This window comes from Paenibacillus oenotherae, assembly GCF_019443105.1.
GTDB lineage: Bacteria > Bacillota > Bacilli > Paenibacillales > Paenibacillaceae > Paenibacillus_Z > Paenibacillus_Z oenotherae.
On record NZ_JAHZIJ010000002.1, the window covers coordinates 74,531 to 93,513 of the forward strand.

The 18,983-nt window shown below is 50.2% G+C and carries 17 protein-coding genes; 3 read left to right on the top strand and 14 right to left on the bottom strand.

What is annotated here, in order from left to right:
• Positions 1-49: 49 nt before the first annotated feature.
• The 3 genes from K0T92_RS04640 to K0T92_RS04650 are packed head-to-tail and all read right to left on the bottom strand — an operon-like array spanning position 50 to position 2,937.
• Entirely contained in the window at positions 50-853 is an 804-nt protein-coding gene (locus K0T92_RS04640; RefSeq protein ID WP_219871270.1) for a class I SAM-dependent methyltransferase, read from the bottom strand.
• A 3-nt stretch (positions 854-856) separates the two neighbouring features.
• Positions 857-1,675: a Rossmann-like domain-containing protein gene (locus K0T92_RS04645; protein WP_219871271.1), complete on the bottom strand. Its 819-nt coding sequence runs from the start codon at positions 1,673-1,675 to the stop codon at positions 857-859.
• A gap of 5 nt (positions 1,676-1,680) precedes the next feature.
• Complete coding sequence (locus tag K0T92_RS04650) at positions 1,681-2,937, bottom strand: ATP-grasp domain-containing protein (RefSeq protein WP_219871272.1); 1,257 nt, start codon at positions 2,935-2,937, stop codon at positions 1,681-1,683.
• Positions 2,938-3,199: 262 nt separating this feature from the next.
• On the opposite strand from K0T92_RS04650, the gene K0T92_RS04655 reads away from it, so the two are divergent.
• Both K0T92_RS04655 and K0T92_RS04660 read left to right on the top strand, forming a co-directional pair.
• On the top strand, positions 3,200-3,574 hold the full coding sequence (locus K0T92_RS04655; RefSeq protein ID WP_219871273.1) for a DUF3992 domain-containing protein: 375 nt from the start codon (positions 3,200-3,202) through the stop codon (positions 3,572-3,574).
• Between the two features lie 22 nt (positions 3,575-3,596).
• On the top strand, positions 3,597-3,932 hold the full coding sequence (locus K0T92_RS04660; protein ID WP_219871274.1) for a DUF3992 domain-containing protein: 336 nt from the start codon (positions 3,597-3,599) through the stop codon (positions 3,930-3,932).
• A 57-nt stretch (positions 3,933-3,989) separates the two neighbouring features.
• Here the strand turns inward: K0T92_RS04660 and K0T92_RS25445 are convergent, their stop codons facing one another.
• Both K0T92_RS25445 and K0T92_RS04670 read right to left on the bottom strand, forming a co-directional pair.
• Positions 3,990-4,430, bottom strand: coding sequence for an S-Ena type endospore appendage (locus K0T92_RS25445; RefSeq protein WP_343223639.1), 441 nt, complete (start codon positions 4,428-4,430; stop codon positions 3,990-3,992).
• A complete protein-coding gene (locus tag K0T92_RS04670) occupies positions 4,363-4,575 on the bottom strand; it encodes a hypothetical protein (protein WP_219871276.1) in 213 nt (70 codons plus the stop codon). The genes K0T92_RS25445 and K0T92_RS04670 overlap by 68 nt, the downstream gene beginning before the upstream one ends.
• Positions 4,576-4,829: 254 nt before the next feature.
• On the opposite strand from K0T92_RS04670, the gene K0T92_RS04675 reads away from it, so the two are divergent.
• Positions 4,830-5,222, top strand: coding sequence for a RidA family protein (locus K0T92_RS04675; protein ID WP_219871277.1), 393 nt, complete (start codon positions 4,830-4,832; stop codon positions 5,220-5,222).
• Positions 5,223-5,438: 216 nt separating this feature from the next.
• Here K0T92_RS04675 and K0T92_RS04680 read toward each other — a convergent pair whose 3' ends face one another.
• From K0T92_RS04680 to K0T92_RS04720, 9 genes are all read right to left on the bottom strand, one after another.
• Positions 5,439-6,740, bottom strand: a complete 1,302-nt coding sequence (locus K0T92_RS04680; protein WP_219871591.1) for a hypothetical protein — start codon at positions 6,738-6,740, stop codon at positions 5,439-5,441.
• Between the two features lie 877 nt (positions 6,741-7,617).
• Positions 7,618-9,903: a 5-methyltetrahydropteroyltriglutamate--homocysteine S-methyltransferase gene (metE, locus tag K0T92_RS04685; RefSeq protein ID WP_219871278.1), complete on the bottom strand. Its 2,286-nt coding sequence runs from the start codon at positions 9,901-9,903 to the stop codon at positions 7,618-7,620.
• Between the two features lie 110 nt (positions 9,904-10,013).
• The gene (locus K0T92_RS04690) at positions 10,014-10,925 is read right to left on the bottom strand and encodes a LysR family transcriptional regulator (protein WP_219871279.1); all 912 of its coding nucleotides are present in this window, start codon (positions 10,923-10,925) and stop codon (positions 10,014-10,016) included.
• 33 nt (positions 10,926-10,958) lie between these two features.
• Positions 10,959-12,056, bottom strand: a complete 1,098-nt coding sequence (locus tag K0T92_RS04695) for a hypothetical protein (protein ID WP_219871280.1) — start codon at positions 12,054-12,056, stop codon at positions 10,959-10,961.
• Between the two features lie 14 nt (positions 12,057-12,070).
• The gene (locus K0T92_RS25450) at positions 12,071-13,072 is read right to left on the bottom strand and encodes an acyl carrier protein (protein WP_219871281.1); all 1,002 of its coding nucleotides are present in this window, start codon (positions 13,070-13,072) and stop codon (positions 12,071-12,073) included.
• 617 nt (positions 13,073-13,689) lie between these two features.
• Positions 13,690-14,019, bottom strand: a complete 330-nt coding sequence (locus tag K0T92_RS04705) for a thioredoxin family protein (RefSeq protein WP_219871282.1) — start codon at positions 14,017-14,019, stop codon at positions 13,690-13,692.
• On the bottom strand, positions 14,016-14,390 hold the full coding sequence (locus K0T92_RS04710) for a MerR family transcriptional regulator (RefSeq protein ID WP_219871283.1): 375 nt from the start codon (positions 14,388-14,390) through the stop codon (positions 14,016-14,018). The genes K0T92_RS04705 and K0T92_RS04710 overlap by 4 nt, the downstream gene beginning before the upstream one ends.
• 184 nt (positions 14,391-14,574) lie before the next feature.
• The gene (locus K0T92_RS04715) at positions 14,575-15,153 is read right to left on the bottom strand and encodes an LURP-one-related family protein (RefSeq protein ID WP_219871284.1); all 579 of its coding nucleotides are present in this window, start codon (positions 15,151-15,153) and stop codon (positions 14,575-14,577) included.
• Between the two features lie 391 nt (positions 15,154-15,544).
• Positions 15,545-18,922 carry an ATP-binding protein gene (locus K0T92_RS04720; protein ID WP_219871285.1) on the bottom strand — a complete coding sequence of 1,126 codons (3,378 nt, stop codon included), beginning with the start codon at positions 18,920-18,922 and terminating at the stop codon, positions 15,545-15,547.
• Between the last annotated feature and the right edge of the window lie 61 nt (positions 18,923-18,983).

The window sequence follows — 18,983 nt, forward strand, 5'->3', positions numbered from 1 at the left end:
TGTTAGTTTTCGGTGTTCATAAGTAAAGCCTGCTGTAGAGCTGTTCTCCCTACACCGCTTGTGCGATGACCTGCATCCGTCTGCCCAGCATCTCATGGCTAAAGTCCAAGGAGCGATCCGGGTCATAGTGGTCCACATGCGGCGCCGGTTTGTCAAAAAGCTGCAAAACGCGGAAGCCGCTTGAAGCGAGATAGCAGGCCAGCTCTTGCGGGAACAGGAGCCGATGTCTTAAATGCTCTACAATGGGCTCATTTCCTGCCACTGTCCAGCTGTAGTCCCGCTCCAGCAGCTGGCTGGCGGGGTCGATGCTAAAGCGCGTCCGGAGCGTAACCACCGTGTTGCCCAGCTTCCTCTGCTCAACCAGCTCCTCCGTAAGCCAGCGCTGTCCTTCCTTCGTCAGGAAGAAGGCGGCATTGCGCATATCGAGATAGAGCAGCCCGCCTCTATGCAGATGATTGCGGAAGCATTGCAGGCTCGCGAGCACCTCTTCATTGGTGAAGTTGTACAGGAAGGTGCTGCCTGCGCAATAGAGCGCATCGAACTGCTGCTGCAGCGAGAAATCGGCCTGATTGCCATATACGAAAGTCGATCCCGGATAGTGCTCCCTGGCCCACGAGAGCATTTCCTCCGAGTTGTCCAGACCGACAGCCTCATATCCGGCGCCGTTCAGGTAAGCCACCTCGCGCCCTGGCCCGCATCCGACATCCAGCACTTTCTTCCCCGTCTTGTACTGGGTTAGCAGCTTATGTATAAAGTGCGCCATGCTCTGGTCATGCTCCCCGTTAAATGCCAGATAAAGCGAAGGATTCGTATGGAGGAAGTTATCCGTATCGGTTCTGAAATTCATCGCCATCCCTTACTCCCCTCTGCTTGAATAGCCGTATAATTGGGAAGCGCCAGCATTGAACTGGGTAAAAGGGAACGGCTCGGCAATAAGCGCAGTAACACCCTTGCCCACGAACTGGGCAATCACCGCACTCCCCGTCTGTGCGTAAACGGTCAGCGGAATTCTTCGTTCCCGCACACGCGCCAGTATGCCGTCGAATGACCCGTTGCTTAACGTCATAGCTGTGCAGATGACACTGTCGGCGCGCTCCAGCACGATATTCATATCCTGCTCGACCGCTTCTCCCCACTGCGTTTCTTGAAGCTGCAGATCACAGGGCAGACAAGCTCCCCCGCGCTGCTTGATCGCCTCAATGAGCGGATTGACGACACCGATCAGGGCCACGTTGTGACCGGGCCGAATGTCAGCCGCATCCGCGATCAGCGCGTCACGCAGCCTGGCCTTTTGAATCGGCGTTCCCGCAGGAATGTCTACCACGCTGGCGCAATGGCTCAGGTGCGGGCAGACAACGCCCAGATAAGCGTCCATCGCCGCAATTTGTACGGGGAGCCTTTCGTCCCGCAGCGCGGCATCGAGTGAAAGTCCGGACAATTGTGCCGCAGCCTCCGCAGCCACTTGATCAACTGTATGGGAGCAAGCGCCAAAATAAGCCTCCACTCTCAGCAGCAAATAATAATTGTGATATTTGATCGTAGAGGCCGGGAACTGGGTCGTCTGGTATATCGACGATGCTCCTGTAATCGGCAGCGTATCCGGCTTGGGGCCCAGCCTCCCATCCAATATAGCCTCCCGCAAATCTGCAACCGTGCAGCAGTCTCTTGTCCTCATCGGCTTCACACCTCCACCCGATGATCATAGCTGAGAGTGATCCGCGCAAGCGCTTGTTCCGCATAATCTCTCGCATTCAAGCCTTCGGCATCCTGTGTGATGATATGACCCAGGTAGCAGGCGTTGTCAATCGGCGTCTCGACCGGCTTGCCCCCACAGTTCTCGATCTTGTAGCGGACGACATGCTCATCCGATTGCAGCGATTCGATACCCTCAATACGGCTGATAACGCCGCTCCGGGGAGGAATGAGGAACATGACTGCCGCACTTGCAATGCCGCTGACCGTGGCAGCCAGGACAGGCTTCCTGCCGATAGAGAGATCAACGAAGGCATGGAGCAAATCAATGCCGGTGACACGCTCGATGAGCTCCACGATATAATTGCCGGCTGTTCTTGGATTGATCTCGACGATTCGCGGGCCCGCAGCTGTCAGCTTCACCTCGGTATGGGCAATGCCATGATCGAAGCCGACAGCCTGCAGCGCGTTCTGAACGAATTGCGTCACCTCCGCATAGATCTCATCGTTCAGCTTTGCCGGGAACATGTGGCCATTTTCGATGAAATAGGGGGTTCCTGTAACGGATTTGTCCGTTATGCCCAATATCGTAATCTCGCCATTGCAGGAGACGCTCTCCACACTAACCTCCTCGCCCCGCATATACTCCTCAAGCAGATAGGTACAGTCTCTGGCCTGATCTCTGAAATTAAGCGGGAAAGCTTCCAGCGCCTCATAAGCGTCACGCAATTCCCTCCCATTCTGGATGAGGCTGACGAAGGCGCTGGATGCCAGATCTACCGGCTTCAGCACCAGCGGATAGCCGATTGCCGCCGCAGCTTCCTCTGCTTCTGCCCAGCTGTGCGCGAGGCGATAGCTCGGGTTGGCCAGTCCGGCCCGGTCAAGCGCCTGGCGCATGAGATGCTTTTGCCGCACATTCTTCACCCTATCCGGGAACGGGCAGGGGAGATTGTAGGCCCTCGCCACCTCGCGCACAACATCGATGTAATAATCACAGACCGTAATGACACCGTCAAAACGATACGGCCGCAGAAATTCGATCAAGCCCGGAATATCATTCGTCTCCGTGACAAGAACCGAATCGGCATGCCTTATTACAGGATGCTGCTCCGTGCTCAGCGGACTTTGATAATGCTGGGGCTTGCGGGTAACAAACGTATAGCTGTGTCCCAGCGACTTCAGAAGAGGCGGCAGCAGGTTGCCGCTTGCTCCCACCCAGCTCTCAATCATCAACAAATGTGACATCGTAGACCTCCGATACCTAGTAATAGTCGTTCTCCATACGAACTTTGGACATGCTCCCTTCTCAGCACCCTCATGCAAACCATTGCGGAATCGCCTTCCTTTGGTTTATTAGTAATTATTACGATATAGGAGCAAGATGAATATACTATACTGGAATATCGAGTGTCAATCCAAAAAAAGATAAAACTCCGGCAGATGTCCAAGCGGGCCGATTCTTGTCTGCATTAAATAGTTAGAAACCATTGTCGGGAGGGGTCTAGCCATGGCTTGTAACAATACCGCAATCGCTTTAACTTGCTGTTCTGATAAAGACTACGTGCAAGATAAGGTATGTACACCTTGGAGCGGTACAGTTGTCGCGGCTGATGTTCTTGTTGTCACCTTTACTAATAACATCAATCAAAATATTGTGGGTACGGGGTTTTTGCAATATGATATCGGTCCAGACGATATCACATTCAATTTTCTTGACAGTACAGGAAATCCGATTAATCCTGCTCCAATTACACTTGCGCCGGGAACAAGCATAGCTTTTACTTACAGACGGTTCAGTGTTATACAAATAACGCTGCCAGCAGCATCAGCAGGAACTTATCAAGGTGAATTCTGCATCACTACCCGCTACCCTGTCCAATAAAAGCACGAAAGGAGATTCGCACATGTGCAATTCAACACTTAGTTGTTGCTCGGATAAAATTGTTGTGCAAGACAAGGTGTGCACGAATTGGCAATTAGCAGCAGCAGGGACCCAGATCATCTACACGGACAATATGTCCCAAATCATCAGCGGCACTGGATATATCAAGTATGAGACTGGCACTGGATCTTTGACCGTGAACTTTCTCATAACGGGGGTCGTCGCCCCCATTCAAACCATCGTTATTCCTGCCGGGGGAAGCTCCTCATTTACTGTGGCACGATTTAACACCATTTCAATCGTCTCGACAGCAGCAGCGCAAGGCGAATTTTGTATTACAGTGCGTTATAACCTATAATCGTTTGAATCGCTATGTATCAGGTGGCTCTTCTAAGTTGATGAAGGACCACCTTTCTTATTGCTCATTATCGGAGGCGGGTGTATCCGGCAGATCAAGCGTGATGGAAACGACATATTTCCCTTCCACATAGGTATGCTCATTGCCTTGAACAGAAATTTTCACTGATTGAATGCCTTGGCTTAGAAAATTGACTGTATTGCCCGGCGGTACATACAAATGCCCTTTCTCAGTTCCCTCAATTTCCACCTCCAAAATATCCGTGCTGGTTGGATTGGAATAAACACTGATCTGCGCAACCCTGTTGCCCAATTCAACAGCAGCCCCCCATATTTGAAATCCGGGCTGTTTGCCCTGGATTAACAAATTCCCGCAGCATTCTTTTTCTACAAGGCGATTGCCGGGTTTTTTCGCTGGATCTACTGGATCTTTACAATGGGAGGAGGAGCATGGCGTTGGTCTTGATTGGCGGCAGCGTTGTGGAGGACGAGGAAAGATTGGACGGCATCTCCTCCTGGGCCTTCTCTTTTTGCAGCGTTTTTTCTTTATCACGCATTTGATTTTCCGTTTGCTGCTCCGAGTACAAGAGGGATTCACCATAAAGACGATCATCGATGGGAATAAGGCGTCTTTCCTTCTGCAATTTCTCCTTTTCAGCATACTCCCCCTTTCTCGATGGAGCGGATATTCCGGTGATTACTTATATTAAATGTAGCTTTTCAGCACATGGTCATACGTGGCCAACAATTATTTCTGAAGAAATGAATACCGCTTGACGTAGCCCAGGCGAAGGTGCGGGAGCGTTCTTTCCATTAAACGGACTGACAGAATTGCGCAATAAATTTACACATGGATATGGTAATATTAGTTTATCTATTATGGAGGGGAGATTCTGAAATGACCGAAAGAACAAGAGTTTTTACTGGTTCGCCTTGGGAGCCAGTTGTTGGATATTGCAGAGCCATTCGTGTAGGGAATCGTGTTGAAGTAGCAGGTACAACTGCTATGAAAGATGGTGAAGTTATTGGGGCAGGGAGTGCCTACGAACAAACGAAAAGCATTTTAAAAACCATAGAAGAAGCACTACATAAAGTTGGAGCAAATTTAACAGATGTCGTTAGAACAAGAATGTTTGTCACTGATATATCCAAGTGGGAAGAGATTGGGAAAGCCCATGGAGAGTTTTTCAAAGCTATTCAGCCTGTTGCCACAATGGTTGAAGTTAAAGCCCTTATTGACTCCAGACTTTTAGTGGAGATAGAAGCAGAGGCTATTGTAAGCGGTGAATAACCGCCCGGAATAGGTTTGGAGCCGGCAGGACATCCTGCTGGACTTCTTTAACAGCAATGAGTCGCTCCATGCTTTTGGCACTGCACGTTTGATGATTATTCTAACCTGTCGAAATGACAGGTTTTTTGCATTTTTCTCGACACCTGAAGTTTTTCGAACTCTGGAACCGCGCCAGATCAACAACATCATTTCTAATCCATTATTTTCTTTGAGCACCTAAGTTATTTCGTGCATAGACCAAACGACTCCATTCGTAGCACCGCTGCCTATATTAAGTGAAACAGTCAGTCCATTCGCATTGTAAAAAAGCCCCACAACATCTCCTGCTGATAATGTAACCTCGCCAGCCAGCGTAACTGCGCCATTGCCAAGAACAGCTCTTAATGTCAGAAGCAACACAATACTGACGTTTAGAATAGGTAAAAGCCCACTCACCAGGTTCGTGACTGTAGGCGATGTTCGCTGGACAACAAAAAAGGGATTAATTCCAGCGCCAAGGACTGCGGAAATTGCCGCCGTTGTGGAATAGTTAATGGTTGCTGCAATGGAGTATCTCCCAGTAACCGGAATCGTGTAGTTGCCCGTCACTGGATTAAAATTGGCATTTCCATAATAGGGGTTGGCTACAGACCAGTTAGTAAGCTGCGAGCTAGCTGATATTGTAAGGGTAGACAAAAAAGCCGAAAATCCTTCTGCAGCAAAGTTGGGACCTGTGGCTCCCGTTGCTCCCGTTACTCCTGTCGCTCCTGTTATCCCCGTTGCTCCCGTTACTCCTGTCGCTCCTGTTCCCCCTGTCGCTCCTGTTACCCCTGTTGCTCCTGTTACCCCTGTCGCTCCCGTTATTCCCGTCGCTCCTGTTCCCCCTGTCGCTCCTGTTACCCCTGTCGCTCCTGTTACCCCTGTCGCTCCTGTTATTCCCGTCGCTCCTGTTATTCCCGTCGCTCCCGTTATTCCCGTCGCTCCCGTTATTCCCGTCGCTCCCGTTATTCCCGTCGCTCCCGTTATTCCCGTCGCTCCCGTTACTCCTGTCGCTCCTGTTCCCCCTGTCGCTCCCGTTATTCCTGTTACTCCCGTTGCCCCCGTTACTCCCGTTGCCCCCGTAGCTCCTGTTACCCCCATAGCTCCAGTTACTCCTGTTGATCCCGTAGCACCCGTTCCCCCGGTAGCTCCCGTTGCTCCCGTTGCTCCTGTCGCTCCTGTCGCACCCGTTACTCCTGTTGCTCCCGTAGCACCCGTTTCCCCGGTCGCTCCTGTTGCCCCCGTTGCTCCCGTTTCCCCCGTTACTCCCGTTGCCCCGGTAGCTCCTGTTGCTCCTGTTTCCCCCGTTGCTCCCGTTTCCCCGGTCGCTCCTGTTGCTCCCGTTACTCCCGTTGCCCCGGTCGCTCCCGTTACACCTTTCTTACGAGGTATTCCGTCACAGCTTAGAGCTCCTGAACATGTACAATTATTGGGTGAACAAGAGCTGGATGTACAACAAGCAAAGCTTGGCCCGTTAAACTTCGAGTTGCCACAACACATCTCTAAGCCCTCCTACTGAAGCAGCAATCCCGAATTCCTCCTGCTATTAAAATTGTATTTATACTAAAAAACTATATTCTTCATATGCGCACAAGCATTCATCCTGCTCCATGCCTCTATAAGCCATCTCTATTACTAGTAAATGAATGAGCTGATGCTATTGATTGTACACAAGCCTTCGTTTATGAAAAATAAACAAATTCGTTGATCCGCTGCTCCGGAGCAGCCCGTACATTCCTTGCACTTTTCCTGTTTGCCCTATCGCCACTAGCAGTACAGCTCAACTCCCGCTTTGAGAAAGCTGTGCGATGTGGCATGGCTGCGATCATGGGACTGCTGACGTACGCCCTGCCAAAGGATGATCTATCATTCAAACGCCGAGACATGCGAGATGCGAGATGCAAGCGAGTTGCGAGTTGCGAGTTGCAAGCCAGGAGAAGCATTCGAAACATGCGAAACGGCATCTATTTTCTCATTTCTAACCCCGTGAAGGTGAAATGCCTGCCAGCGTGCAGGTATTTTACCTTCATTTCCCCTTAACGGCCGATTCCCGCCAAAATTCATGCCTGATCGCAGGAATTTAACCATTATGGCGGCTTGCAACCCGAAATTCATGCACATTCGCAGCCTTCTTACTCCGTCACGCCACCTTCAAACTACACTCAGGGAAGGTGAAAGGCTACGAGCACCTGGTTCGGCGGGTGAGTTGTTTGATAACTCCAGCCAGCATCCCCGCTAATCCCTCATATATAATGGAAAAGATGCCTCAAGTCCCACTTTTTAGTGGTTTGGAGGCATCTTTTCACATCATTTGGGACTGACGCATTGGATATTGGACTTTTCGGACAGCCCCGTTTTCATTTATTATATCAACCAGTTACATGTGGACTGCATATTTCTCCCTCGCCTGTACGGTTGCCTGAACCATATTGCGCAGTGATGCGACGGTCTCCTCATACTTGCGCGTCTTCAGACCGCAGTCTGGATTGATCCAGAACTGCTCCGGCGACAGAACGCGCAGCGCGCGGTCGATCATGGAAGCCATCTCCTCAACGGAAGGCACGCGCGGGCTATGGATATCATACACGCCCAGCCCGATGCCCTTGTCATACGTATGCTCCTCGAAGCTTTCGATCAATTCCCCGTGACTTCTCGATGTTTCGATCGAGATGACATCGGCATCCATTGCACGAATGGAATCAATCATATCGTGAAATTCACAGTAGCACATATGGGTATGAATTTGCGTCTCGTCCTTCACGGTAGCGGTCGAGACACGGAATGCCCGGACAGCCCAGTCCAGATAATGCGGCCATTGCTCCCGCTTGAGCGGCAGCCCTTCGCGAATCGCGGGCTCATCCACCTGAATCATGCCGATTCCCGCCGCTTCCAGCGCCTCCAGCTCATCCCTCAGCGCCAGCGCAATCTGATAAGCAACCTCTTCACGCGGCTTGTCATCCCGCACGAAGGACCAATTCAGAATAGTGACCGGACCTGTCAGCATGCCTTTGACCGGAGTTGCCGTCAACGATTGGGCGTATACTGTCTCTGCGACAGTCATCGGCGACGTAAATTCGACATCGCCATATATAATCGGAGGCTTCACACAGCGCGAGCCATACGATTGCACCCAGCCGTTAGCCGTAAACGCAAAGCCATCCAGCTTCTCACCGAAAAACTCCACCATATCGTTCCGTTCGAACTCGCCATGCACGAACACATCCAGTCCCAGCTCGCTCTGGACATCAATCCAGATTTTGATCTGGTCTTTAATGAATGCCTCGTACTGCGACTCGCTCCATTCGCCCTTGCGCCACTTCAATCTTGCGCTGCGGACTTCCGGCGTCTGCGGGAAGCTCCCGATCGTCGTTGTCGGCAGCAGCGGCAGGTTCCAGCGCTTCTGCTGCACTTCACGCCGCACTTCCAGACTTCCCGCACGGGAGGATGGCTGCGAGGCCAGATCGGCAATTCGCGCATGCACGCCCTTGCGGGAGCGGGCAGGAGATTGCTGAAGCGCTTCACGGCTGCGCTTCGAAGCGGCGAGCTCGGCGGCAACCGCTTCCGCTCCGGATCGGGCGGCCTTGGTCAGCAGGGCGAGCTCCTCCAGCTTCTCGTCGGCGAAGGCGAGCGCCTCGCGCAGCACCGGCGCAAGCGCGCCCTCCTGCGGAGCGCTGACGGGAACATGCAGCAGACTGTTGGACGGCTGCACGATCAGGCGATCCGCAGCGACAGCTTTGCCGATTACAGCCAGCAGGTCCAATTTGTCCTGCAGATCGGCACGCCAGATGCCTCTACCGTCGATCACTCCCGCGCCCAGCACCTTGTCCTCGGGAAATCCGTACTTGCCAAGCGCCTGTAGATTCCGTCCGCCATCATGCACGAAATCTAGTCCGATGCCATGTACCGGCAGCGACACGACAGCCTCATAATGATCAACCGCTTCAAAATAGGTCTGCAGCTGCAGCTTGATGCCAGGCGCTTCCTTCGCCAGACGGTCATAAATACGCGCCACATGATCCAGCTCTTCCGAAGCAAGCGTCGTTGCCAGGATCGGCTCGTCAATCTGCACCCATTGCACGCCCTCCGCTTCCAATTCGCGCAGCACTTGTCCATACAGCGGCAGAAGCTGATCAATCCAGGCCGCCAGCTGCTCCGGTGCGTAGCCCTTCGATAATTTCAGAAACGTATACGGACCGACCAGCACAGGCCTGCCTTCAATATTGAGCTCGGCCTTCGCCTCGCGGTAAGCATCCAGAAGACGGTTGTGCGTCAGCACCGGCGAGATCTTGTCCAATTCAGGCACGATGTAGTGGTAATTCGTGTTGAACCATTTCGTCATCTCACAGGCAGTTGCCTCGCGGCTGCCGCGGGCCATTGCATAATAAACGGCCAGGCTTGGCACACCACCCTCATATTGGAACCGTGCCGGGACAAGCCCGAACATCGCTGCCGTATCCAGTACATGGTCATAATAAGTGAAGTCGCCGACAGGAATAACATCGATTTCCCGCTCCTGCTGCACCTGCAAATTACGCAGCCGGATCGCCTTCATCTCCGCTTGGAAGGCCTCCTCTTCCAGCTTGCCAGCCCAGTAAGACTCCAATGCCTTCTTCCATTCTCTGCTCTTGCCAATACGCGGGTACCCTAAATTGCCGCTTCTCATCTCTTCATCTCTCCTCTGCTTCCTTCAAGGAATCTATGAAAAAGATAGCATACCCGAGCAGCTATAGCGTAACACCCTTAATCTATTACCGGTTATAGCTAAAAGCTATATCAAACACTCTGGTCGCCCAGCGTCTGATGCAGCGCTTCGATATAAGCGATAGCAAGCTTGGAGAGCGCAGCATTGCGATGGCCGATCCACCCGACATGGATCGTCTCGTCATTAGCCAGCGGAACCGGAATAATCTCGTTGCCATTCAGATCGGCGCTCAGCACCCCCGTTGAGATCGTATATCCGTTCAGTCCGATCAACAGGTTGAAGAGCGTAGCCCGATCGTTAACCCGAATGCTTTTGCGGCGGGACAGCGTGCTTAGAATCTCCTCCGAGAAATGGAACGAGTTATATTCGCCTTGCTCAAAATACAAATACGGGTAATCCTGCAGCTGGTCGAGCGTCACCACGGCATGCCGGGCAAGCGGATTATTGACACTGATAAAAATATGCGCCTTGGCCGTAAACAGGCTCGTAAACGTCAGATTGGCGTTCTTGAGCAGCCGGTTGATCACCTTGGCATTAAATTCATTCACATACAGAATGCCGATTTCGCTCCGCTGGCTCTGAACATCCTGGATGATCTCATGTGTCTTGGTCTCGTGGAGGGCGAACTCATACTCATCCTGGCCATGCTCGCGAACCAGCTTCACGAAGGCATTCACGGCAAAAGCATAGTGCTGTGTAGAAACGGAAAAATGCTGCGGCGAGGGCTTCGCGTTCAAATACCGGCTCTCCAGCAGCTCTGCCTGTTCAATGACCTGACGGGCGTACCCGAGAAATTCAGCTCCCTCCTTCGATAGCGAGATGCCTTTATTCGTACGCTCAAAAATGGTGACCCCGATCTCCTCCTCCAGCTCCCTGATTGCGTTGGAGAGGCTGGGCTGGGAAATAAAAAGCCGCTTGGCCGCCTCGTTCATAGAGCCGCGGGCGGCCACCTCGATTACATACCTGAGCTGCTGCAATGTCATCTGTTGTCACTCCCTTATTCAAAGCCGATGCGTCTAAGCATGATGCATCTGATGATGCGCTCGCTGAAGTATTTGCAAATAGGAAGCAGACGCCTCTTTTTCTATCCCATAGATGTTGACCAGCATCTCACGCAGCGATGAGAACATCGCTTCCGTATTTTTTATTGGAACACCCATAGACCGCTGATATAAATATTTGAACATCTGATTTTTGAATATTTCCCATTCGTTTTTCAAGCCCGCATATTTGCTCATCAATTGATCTGCTTCGCTAGTATCGATCACACCGCTGCTGCCGAGATATTGGATGGAAGTCATATTGATTTCCTGGTATTGGTAGGGTCTCATCATGGGGATGTATAACTCAATATGCTCATTAGATATTGGCGGAAGGATACTATGGAGATTATCGGCGAAATATTGGATGCTGGCAAGTCCGCAATGTTTGATCAGTGCTCCATCTTCATCCGGCATTGCCACATGGGTCAGCATTCGCTCCAAACGACTTATGGTAGCCCCCTTGATTTGCGCCGCATCTATGGGAGATGAATCGGGCTGCAAGGCTATTGCTTTAATAAGAACAGAGCTTCGGTCAACCGACTGAAGGGAAGCAAAGAAATCATCATAAGCAATTTCGTATTCTTTGAAGACGCCCAGGGTGACACAATCTTCAGATAAATAATAGACTCTTGCATCATCGTTGTAGCCATACAAGAATGTGGGATGGATCTTTCTTTCCTTACGAAACTCAGCCGCTCCCGGAAAATAAGCTCGATCAATATCAACAAATAAATAACGGCCTTCCGCCAGCAATGCCTTTATCGTCTCATGAACCCCTCGATCATTCGGGCATTCCAAACTCTCCATCCGATAGAAATAATCAATGCTATTAGGCTTCGTTATACTGTTCTCCATGCCAAGGATCATCCAGGCTTGTTCGAGATAATCCGGTGATATCGTCTCATAGCTATAGCCTTTATTCGGCAAGTACTGATAATAATTAAACTGCAGTCTGCAGGCCAAATATTTCAGGTCTTCATTATGTACAGACAATGCTCCAATAATATTGTTATAAATACAGTCAATCCAGTAATCATTAAACATCCTCATCGGCAATTTGAACGCATTCATGACATTCACTCTCCTCATACACGTGCCAGAATATACTGCACGAAATCTGACGGTGTTTGGAAGTTATGAAGTACAGCATCTTCAGGAGCGACCGTTAAATCATACTCCGTTTCAATATCAATAATAATCCGGATAAATTTAAGCGAATTCATCCCCAATTCCTTTAGAGAGTCATCCATTCTTACAGGCGCTCTTTGTTCCAGGGCTCTCGTAACAATGGTTATAACAAACATGACCGTCGATTGTTCAAGCTGCAGGCTTGTATTCCTGTCAGGTTCCCTCTCCCTAATGAAGGGTGCGAGTTGACTGGCATGTTGATTCATTGCCAGATCCGCTGGTGACAGCAGTTCAATCTCCGCTATTCTTGTTGCATTTCCCATTGCTAGCTGTCGGCACACATCTGCAAAATGCCCCAGGAAGCAATCTATAAATGGCTCGGAAAGCTCATCTTGCAAGTAATTGATTTTCAGGCAGTGCTTACTCATGCTATCCGAACCTGCCTGCAGCAAAAAACCATTCGTTTGGCCGTCTTCCACATCTGCACGATATACACAATCACATAATTGAAGGGTAAGATTCCGTTCATTGTATGTATTAATTTCATTCTTGTATGTATCCATAAAGTTCATATGATCTGTAATCAAACGTTGTAACTTCGTTAATAATCCAGCAACTGCCTCATCCTCCGGGAATGATATTCGGAGCGGCAATGTGCAGCCGTTATAGTTGAATCCCATCAATACATCATTGGAGCTCGTATATCTTGCAAGGACAATCGCAAGTGTGCAGCAGTATAGAGCAATCTCCCATTGTGATTCGTCCGATAGATCCGTGACTGGCGGTTGGTTTTCGGCTAAAACGTCCTCTAGCATGAGGTAACGGGAAAGCACCGCGTAATTTGGCAATTCGGCATCTGGCTTAAATTGAAAAAGCTTCGTACTATGAGCAAATCCAGCTACAGTCCGGTTCACGAAGTCTGAAACAACTTCGCTATTGATTAATCCTTGGCTGGTCACGATTGACCTCCCCCAAAATATTAAATGGCTTGAAACATGCCGCTATCGACAAGGATGACTGTCCTGCTGCATCGCTATGTGCTGGAGAATGTGCCCATTGAATGGCTTGTCCAATTCCCCCAACTCAAATAGAGCAGGAGGTGGAGCATCGTCATACCAGAGCTCATTGTAAGGAGCGTTCTCAATAATAGGAACATCATACAGGAATGTAATTTCTAAGAGGCACTTGCGACTTTCCAGGGTGGCAGTAAAACCGTGGGGTTATGAAAAGCGGGAATCGTATAAATAAATTCAGGGCGTTCTTGTTTAAACTATATCATTCACTACCCCCTCACTTTATGAAATGTCTTTATAGTATCATTCTAAACGAGTTATGTAAACACTTGGTAGAAAGGGCTATCCAGAAAGTCCTTTTTGGAAAGCTCAACTTCGCCGAGACATGCGAGATTTGAGAATTGAACCAAGCAAAAACATGCGAAACGGCATTTCATTGCTCGCTTCTGACCCCATGAAGGTAAAATGCCTGCCAGCGTGCAGGTATTTTACCTTCGTTTCCCCTTATCGGCCGATTGTTCCTCACATTCATGCATGATCGCAGGAATTTAACCATACTCAAATCAGTATGAGCCAGCCGTATATTTGGCGAGAACATTCTCGTATACGCTCTTCGGCCGCAAACCGACCAGCTTCTCGACGGGTTCTCCCTTATGGAACACGATCACAGTTGGCATGGACATAACTCCATAGCCTCCCGCCGTGACGGGTGATTCCTCACAATCCACCTTAAGAATGGCCACTCTCTCCCCATACTCGTCGGACATTTCATCCAGAATGGGCAGCAGCACCTTGCAAGGCGGACACCATACAGTACCAAATTCGACCAGAGTTGTCTCGTTTTTTTGAACCTCCGCAATAAAATTAACGTCATTAACCGCCTGTACACTCATATTTTCTCCTCCTGACCTTGGTTGCGTTCAAGCAGAATGGAGGAAATGCGATCCTTCAGGTTTGCCCTGATTTGGTTCAGCAATCGGATTTGACCGTCGATCTCCTCCAGCTTTTGTTGGTACATGGGGAGCACTTCCTCGCAGAATGCTTCTTTATTTCTCAGCACGCAATGAAGAAATCCCGCAATTTGTTCCGTCGATAGACCAAGCGCCAAATAAAACCGGATCGTTCGAACCTGCTCTTCCGCCAAAACAGAATATTCCCGGTAGCCATTCTCTTGTCGCATCGGCGCAAGCAGGCCCTGCCGTTCATAATAACGCAGCGAACGAATACTTGCCCCGGTCCTTTCCGCAAGCTCTCCAATTTTCAACCGGACATCTCCTCCTTCCCCTTAAACCCATTTTAAACCATGACATTAATGTCATAGTCAAGCCCAAATGGAGTCAATTGTGTTTCAGCACAAATATCAGCTTTTCTGCTGCTGCGATCTAACACAGAAAAGGGGCCGTGCTTTGCAACAGCACTCCCCTTTACTCATTCTATCTGTTATACCTCTATCCCTGTTTGCCCTCTATCGCCAGCAGCAGCACAGCGGCGGCAAGACCCAAGCGGCGGTCAAACTGATTATCAGAATCCTGCGAAAAATCCACATTCAGCTTGCCGACAAACGGGTTGAAGTTCTGTTTAAAAACAGCAACCGTCCTCGCATTTATCTCTACATGAAATTTTTGCGGAATTAAGCTGGTCAGTAATCTTCTGAGCATCGCCAGCAGAGGGCTGTCTTCCTTAATAAACCCGACCTCCGATTCACTTGGACTCAGAATCACCCACTCATCCTTGAGAATCGACTTCATACCTTTACGGCGGAGGGAGCCGAGCCTTTCTCCGGTCACGGCATCAATCACATCATACATCGCAGAGAAATCAATTACGCTGCGCGCCTGAATCGTGATCAATTCCTCACTCATGTTTTCGTCACTATACAGCCGAATGTCCTCCTTCAGCTTGAAGGCCTTCATCTGCGAGAACAACACCAAATGACCGCTGTTATCGTAAATATGAAACTTTGCTCCCAATAGTGAGAGGACTTTCTTTCTAACCAAATATTGCGTGTAGCCGAATTTCGGGTTCATTCTTGTTCTCCTCTTTCTCAGCGTTCTGGATTCTCTGCATGCGGTGTACCTTTGGAAAACAACTTATGTATGATCTAAAAACGAACATGTCTATCGCTTTCCGCAAATGGAGAATAATGATGCCCCTGTATGAGAATTCGACAGGATTCGTTCCTTGTGTTAAGTAAATTCGACAGTAATAGGGAATCTCGTCGGGTTCGATAGAGATATGACCAATCGGAAGAACCCTCCGAACCCGCAGCCGCTGCTCTTTAATACCGTCAACCGCTTATTGTGGTTTGAGCGAGGAACAAGGAATATAGGAGTTTTAATGATAAAGAAACGGTCATCTGTCATAAAGACAAAATCCCAATTCGCAGCAGCAGTCCGGTTGCAGTGATCAGATCAGCTGCTAGAATCGATATAATGGCAGTGTGAATGAGAAGGCGCTGCCTTGTCCCACAGTGCTCTCCACTTCAATAACGCCATCGTGATATTGTACAATCTCCTTGGCAATCGCAAGTCCGATGCCGCTGCCGCTGGAGTCGGAAGACCTTCCTTCCTTCTGCTCGCGATAGAACCGGTCGAAGACAAGCGGCAACGAATCCCCGTGTATGCCCTTGCCAGTATCTTGCACACGAATGACAAGCTGACCGATGCTATTCTCCACATTCTGTCCCTCTGCAACCTCGCAAGTTATTGCTATACGCCCGCCCGCAGGCGTATGCTGAATCGCATTGAAGACCAGATTCGTCAGCACCTGTATGATCCGGTCGAGGTCAATGACAACCTGGCAATCATCGAGAAGCGTCGAATCAAACGACTGCACGAAGTCGTACTCCAGCCCCGCCTGAGCCACATCAAGCGCAAATTTGTCCTTTATCAATGCCATCAGCTTGTTCAGCGGAATGATCTCGAATATCATCTCTGAACGCCTCGATTCCAGGCGCGACAGCTCGAACAGATCCTGAATAAGCCTGTTGAGGCCAATCGCTTTGGACAATACCATTTGCAGGTATCTCTCTTTGACCGCTGTCTCTTCGACCAGTCCGGACACAATCGCTTCCACATAACCTTGAATCGCCGTCATCGGTGTCCGCAGCTCATGCGAGACATCGCTGAGCAGCCGCCTTCTCGCCAGCTCCAAGCGATACAATTCCTTGTGCTTATGCTCCAGCACTTCATTCGTTTGCTCCAGCTCCAGCGTTCTCTCCTGAATGCGCTGCTCAAGACCTGTATTCAGCTCCGTGAGCTGCAGGTTCAGCTTGGCAAGCTCCTCCGCATTCAGGCTTACCTCCTGCACCGCTCTCTTTAATAACAAGAGCGTGCGGACACGGCTGAGCAGTTCATTGCGGCCAAACGGCTTGGAAATATAGTCATTCGCCCCTGCGCTGAATCCCGCTACAATCGTATCTTCTCTGTTGCTGGCCGTCATAATCAGAATTGGCAATTCATATAACGTATAGCTCTTTCTAATTGCAAGACAGAGATCATAGCCGGACATACCAGGCATCATCAGGTCGGCAATGACCAGATCATAGGCCTGAAGCTCACTCAAACGCGATGCGATCTGCTCGCCGCTCGCAGCCGTATCAACGACGCAGTTCAGCGGCGCCAGCTGCTGAATAACAACCTGCAGATTGACCGGCTCGTCATCTACGACAAGCAGCCGGTAAGGCTGCTGTGCGGGACTGCCGCTATCCTTATCGATTATTAAAGGAGGCTCCTTCTCCACGGTTACGGCGATCTCCTCATCACGAACCATTCCCGCCAAATTTACATTCACATCCTGCCACCTCAACATTGGCGGCTTTTCTTTGCGCCTCGTTACTGCCCTGTTGCGGATCATAAAGCTGAACCGCGAGCCGCTGCCCAGCTTCGACTGCACCTTAATCTGTCCGTCATGCAGCTCGACAAGCTGCTTGGTGATTTTGAGACCAAGGCCGCTGCCTGCTTCGCCCTGCCCATCAAGCTGCTCGAACGGCTTGAATATATCCTCGAATCGATCCTCCGGTATGCCGATCCCTGTATCCTCCACAGCGATCTCTACAAAATCATTATAATACGCAGCTCCAATCCTCACTTGACCGGAGGGCGTATATTTGATGGCATTGCCGACCAGATTGAATATAATTTGCTGCAGCCTGTTCTCGTCCGCCTGCACGGAAGGAAAGCCCGGCTTGATCTCATTAATCAGCAGCAGATCCCGTCCGGCAGTGAGCGGCTTGACCACGGTCAGCACGACCTGCACAAGCTGGTGCAGATCAACATTAGTAATACTCAAGCGGATATCGTTGTTGTTCAGGCGGGAATAATCCAGAATATCATTGATCAAATACGCCATCCGCTGGCCGCTGGACACAATCATGTTCAGATGAAGCTCCTCATTGTCCGTCAGCTTTCCTTTCATGTTGTACAGCAGCGATTGCGCCAGTCCTATCATGCCGTTGAGCGGAGTTCGCAGCTCATGCGAGGTGTTGGTCAGAAACTCATCCTTCACCTTGTCCAGATCAAGCAGGCGTGTAGACAATCGCTCAATCGTCTTGAAGGCGGTAGAGAATTTAAGCGAGAGAATGATAGAGAGACAAATAATTAAGAACAGCATTCCGTAGGGAAAATAGATGCCCGTCCGGATCATCCCGTTGCTCATCAGAATATCATTGGCAACCGTAATGAAAAAGACGACGGAACCGACAGCCATCAAAGTTGCGCCCTGCATCCCCCTGATCGCAGCTTTGAATATGTACTGAATCAATATAAACGCCGTAACAACCGCATAGATCTGCATAACAAATACGATTTTTGTATAGATGTACACCGGGGTAGCAACGATAATCAAGGTTAACAAAGCGCCGGGCACCCACAAACAATCGCGCAGCCACTTGGGCATCTGCCCCGGAAAGCTGCTGTAAATGAACAGAACGAACAGCGGCGCGCTCCCCAGAAATCCGATATATTCGATTTTGACAAGAAGATTATCGGTAATTGAATGAAAAAATAATGCGAGCGTCACTTGGCCCTGCGAGCTGTTCTTCAATGCCAGCAATATACAGATCAGACCGAACAGCAAGGATTCGGGATTGCGCCGCAAAAGCACGAACAGCACGATATGATAGAGTCCCATAATGAGCATGCAGCCCATCAGCACACCCTCAATCGCCAGCTTCTGCTTCATGATCCCATCCAGATTGCTATACTCCCCCAGTACCACCGGAGCGAATAATCCGGCCTTCCGCTGCGTGAAGTTGGACACTTGAATCACGATATCAATTCCGTCCTGCGCATCATTAACATGCACTAATCTCGGTATGATCAGAGGCGTTGCAGTCTCCCTGCTTGTACCAACAATGCCGTTCGCCGCAGCGGGCTCTCCATTGATCCATATCCGGTGAGCCGATGTGATCAATCGGGTTGCCAGTCCAAGCGTCTTGTCTGTCGGCGGCAATTGAACGGTTAGACGATAGGTCCCATAGCCCTTGCTCGACAATGGCTCACCGTCAACCAGCTGGCCTTCCCATGATCCAGGCACAGCGATATAGCTCTTCTTCCCTGCTGTCCCGGCACTGAAGTCCTCTGGCTCCAGCAGCTGGCCGCTGTAAAACTCCCATTCGCCATTCAGCCGGATGCCCTCTTCCATATTGAGATCATACTCGGTTAACGTCAGCTTGCCCTCGGCGGCCTCGCGGTTCCCCGCATCAACAGACGTGTCGAAGGACTGCAGCACAATCAAAGTAAAAAACGTCAGCAGCACTGGAATAATATAAAAGATTAAAGGCAGTCGCTTCTTCATCAGGACCTCCGCCATCGGGTTCACACTTGTCATTACCAATAAGATACCATATCGATGACAG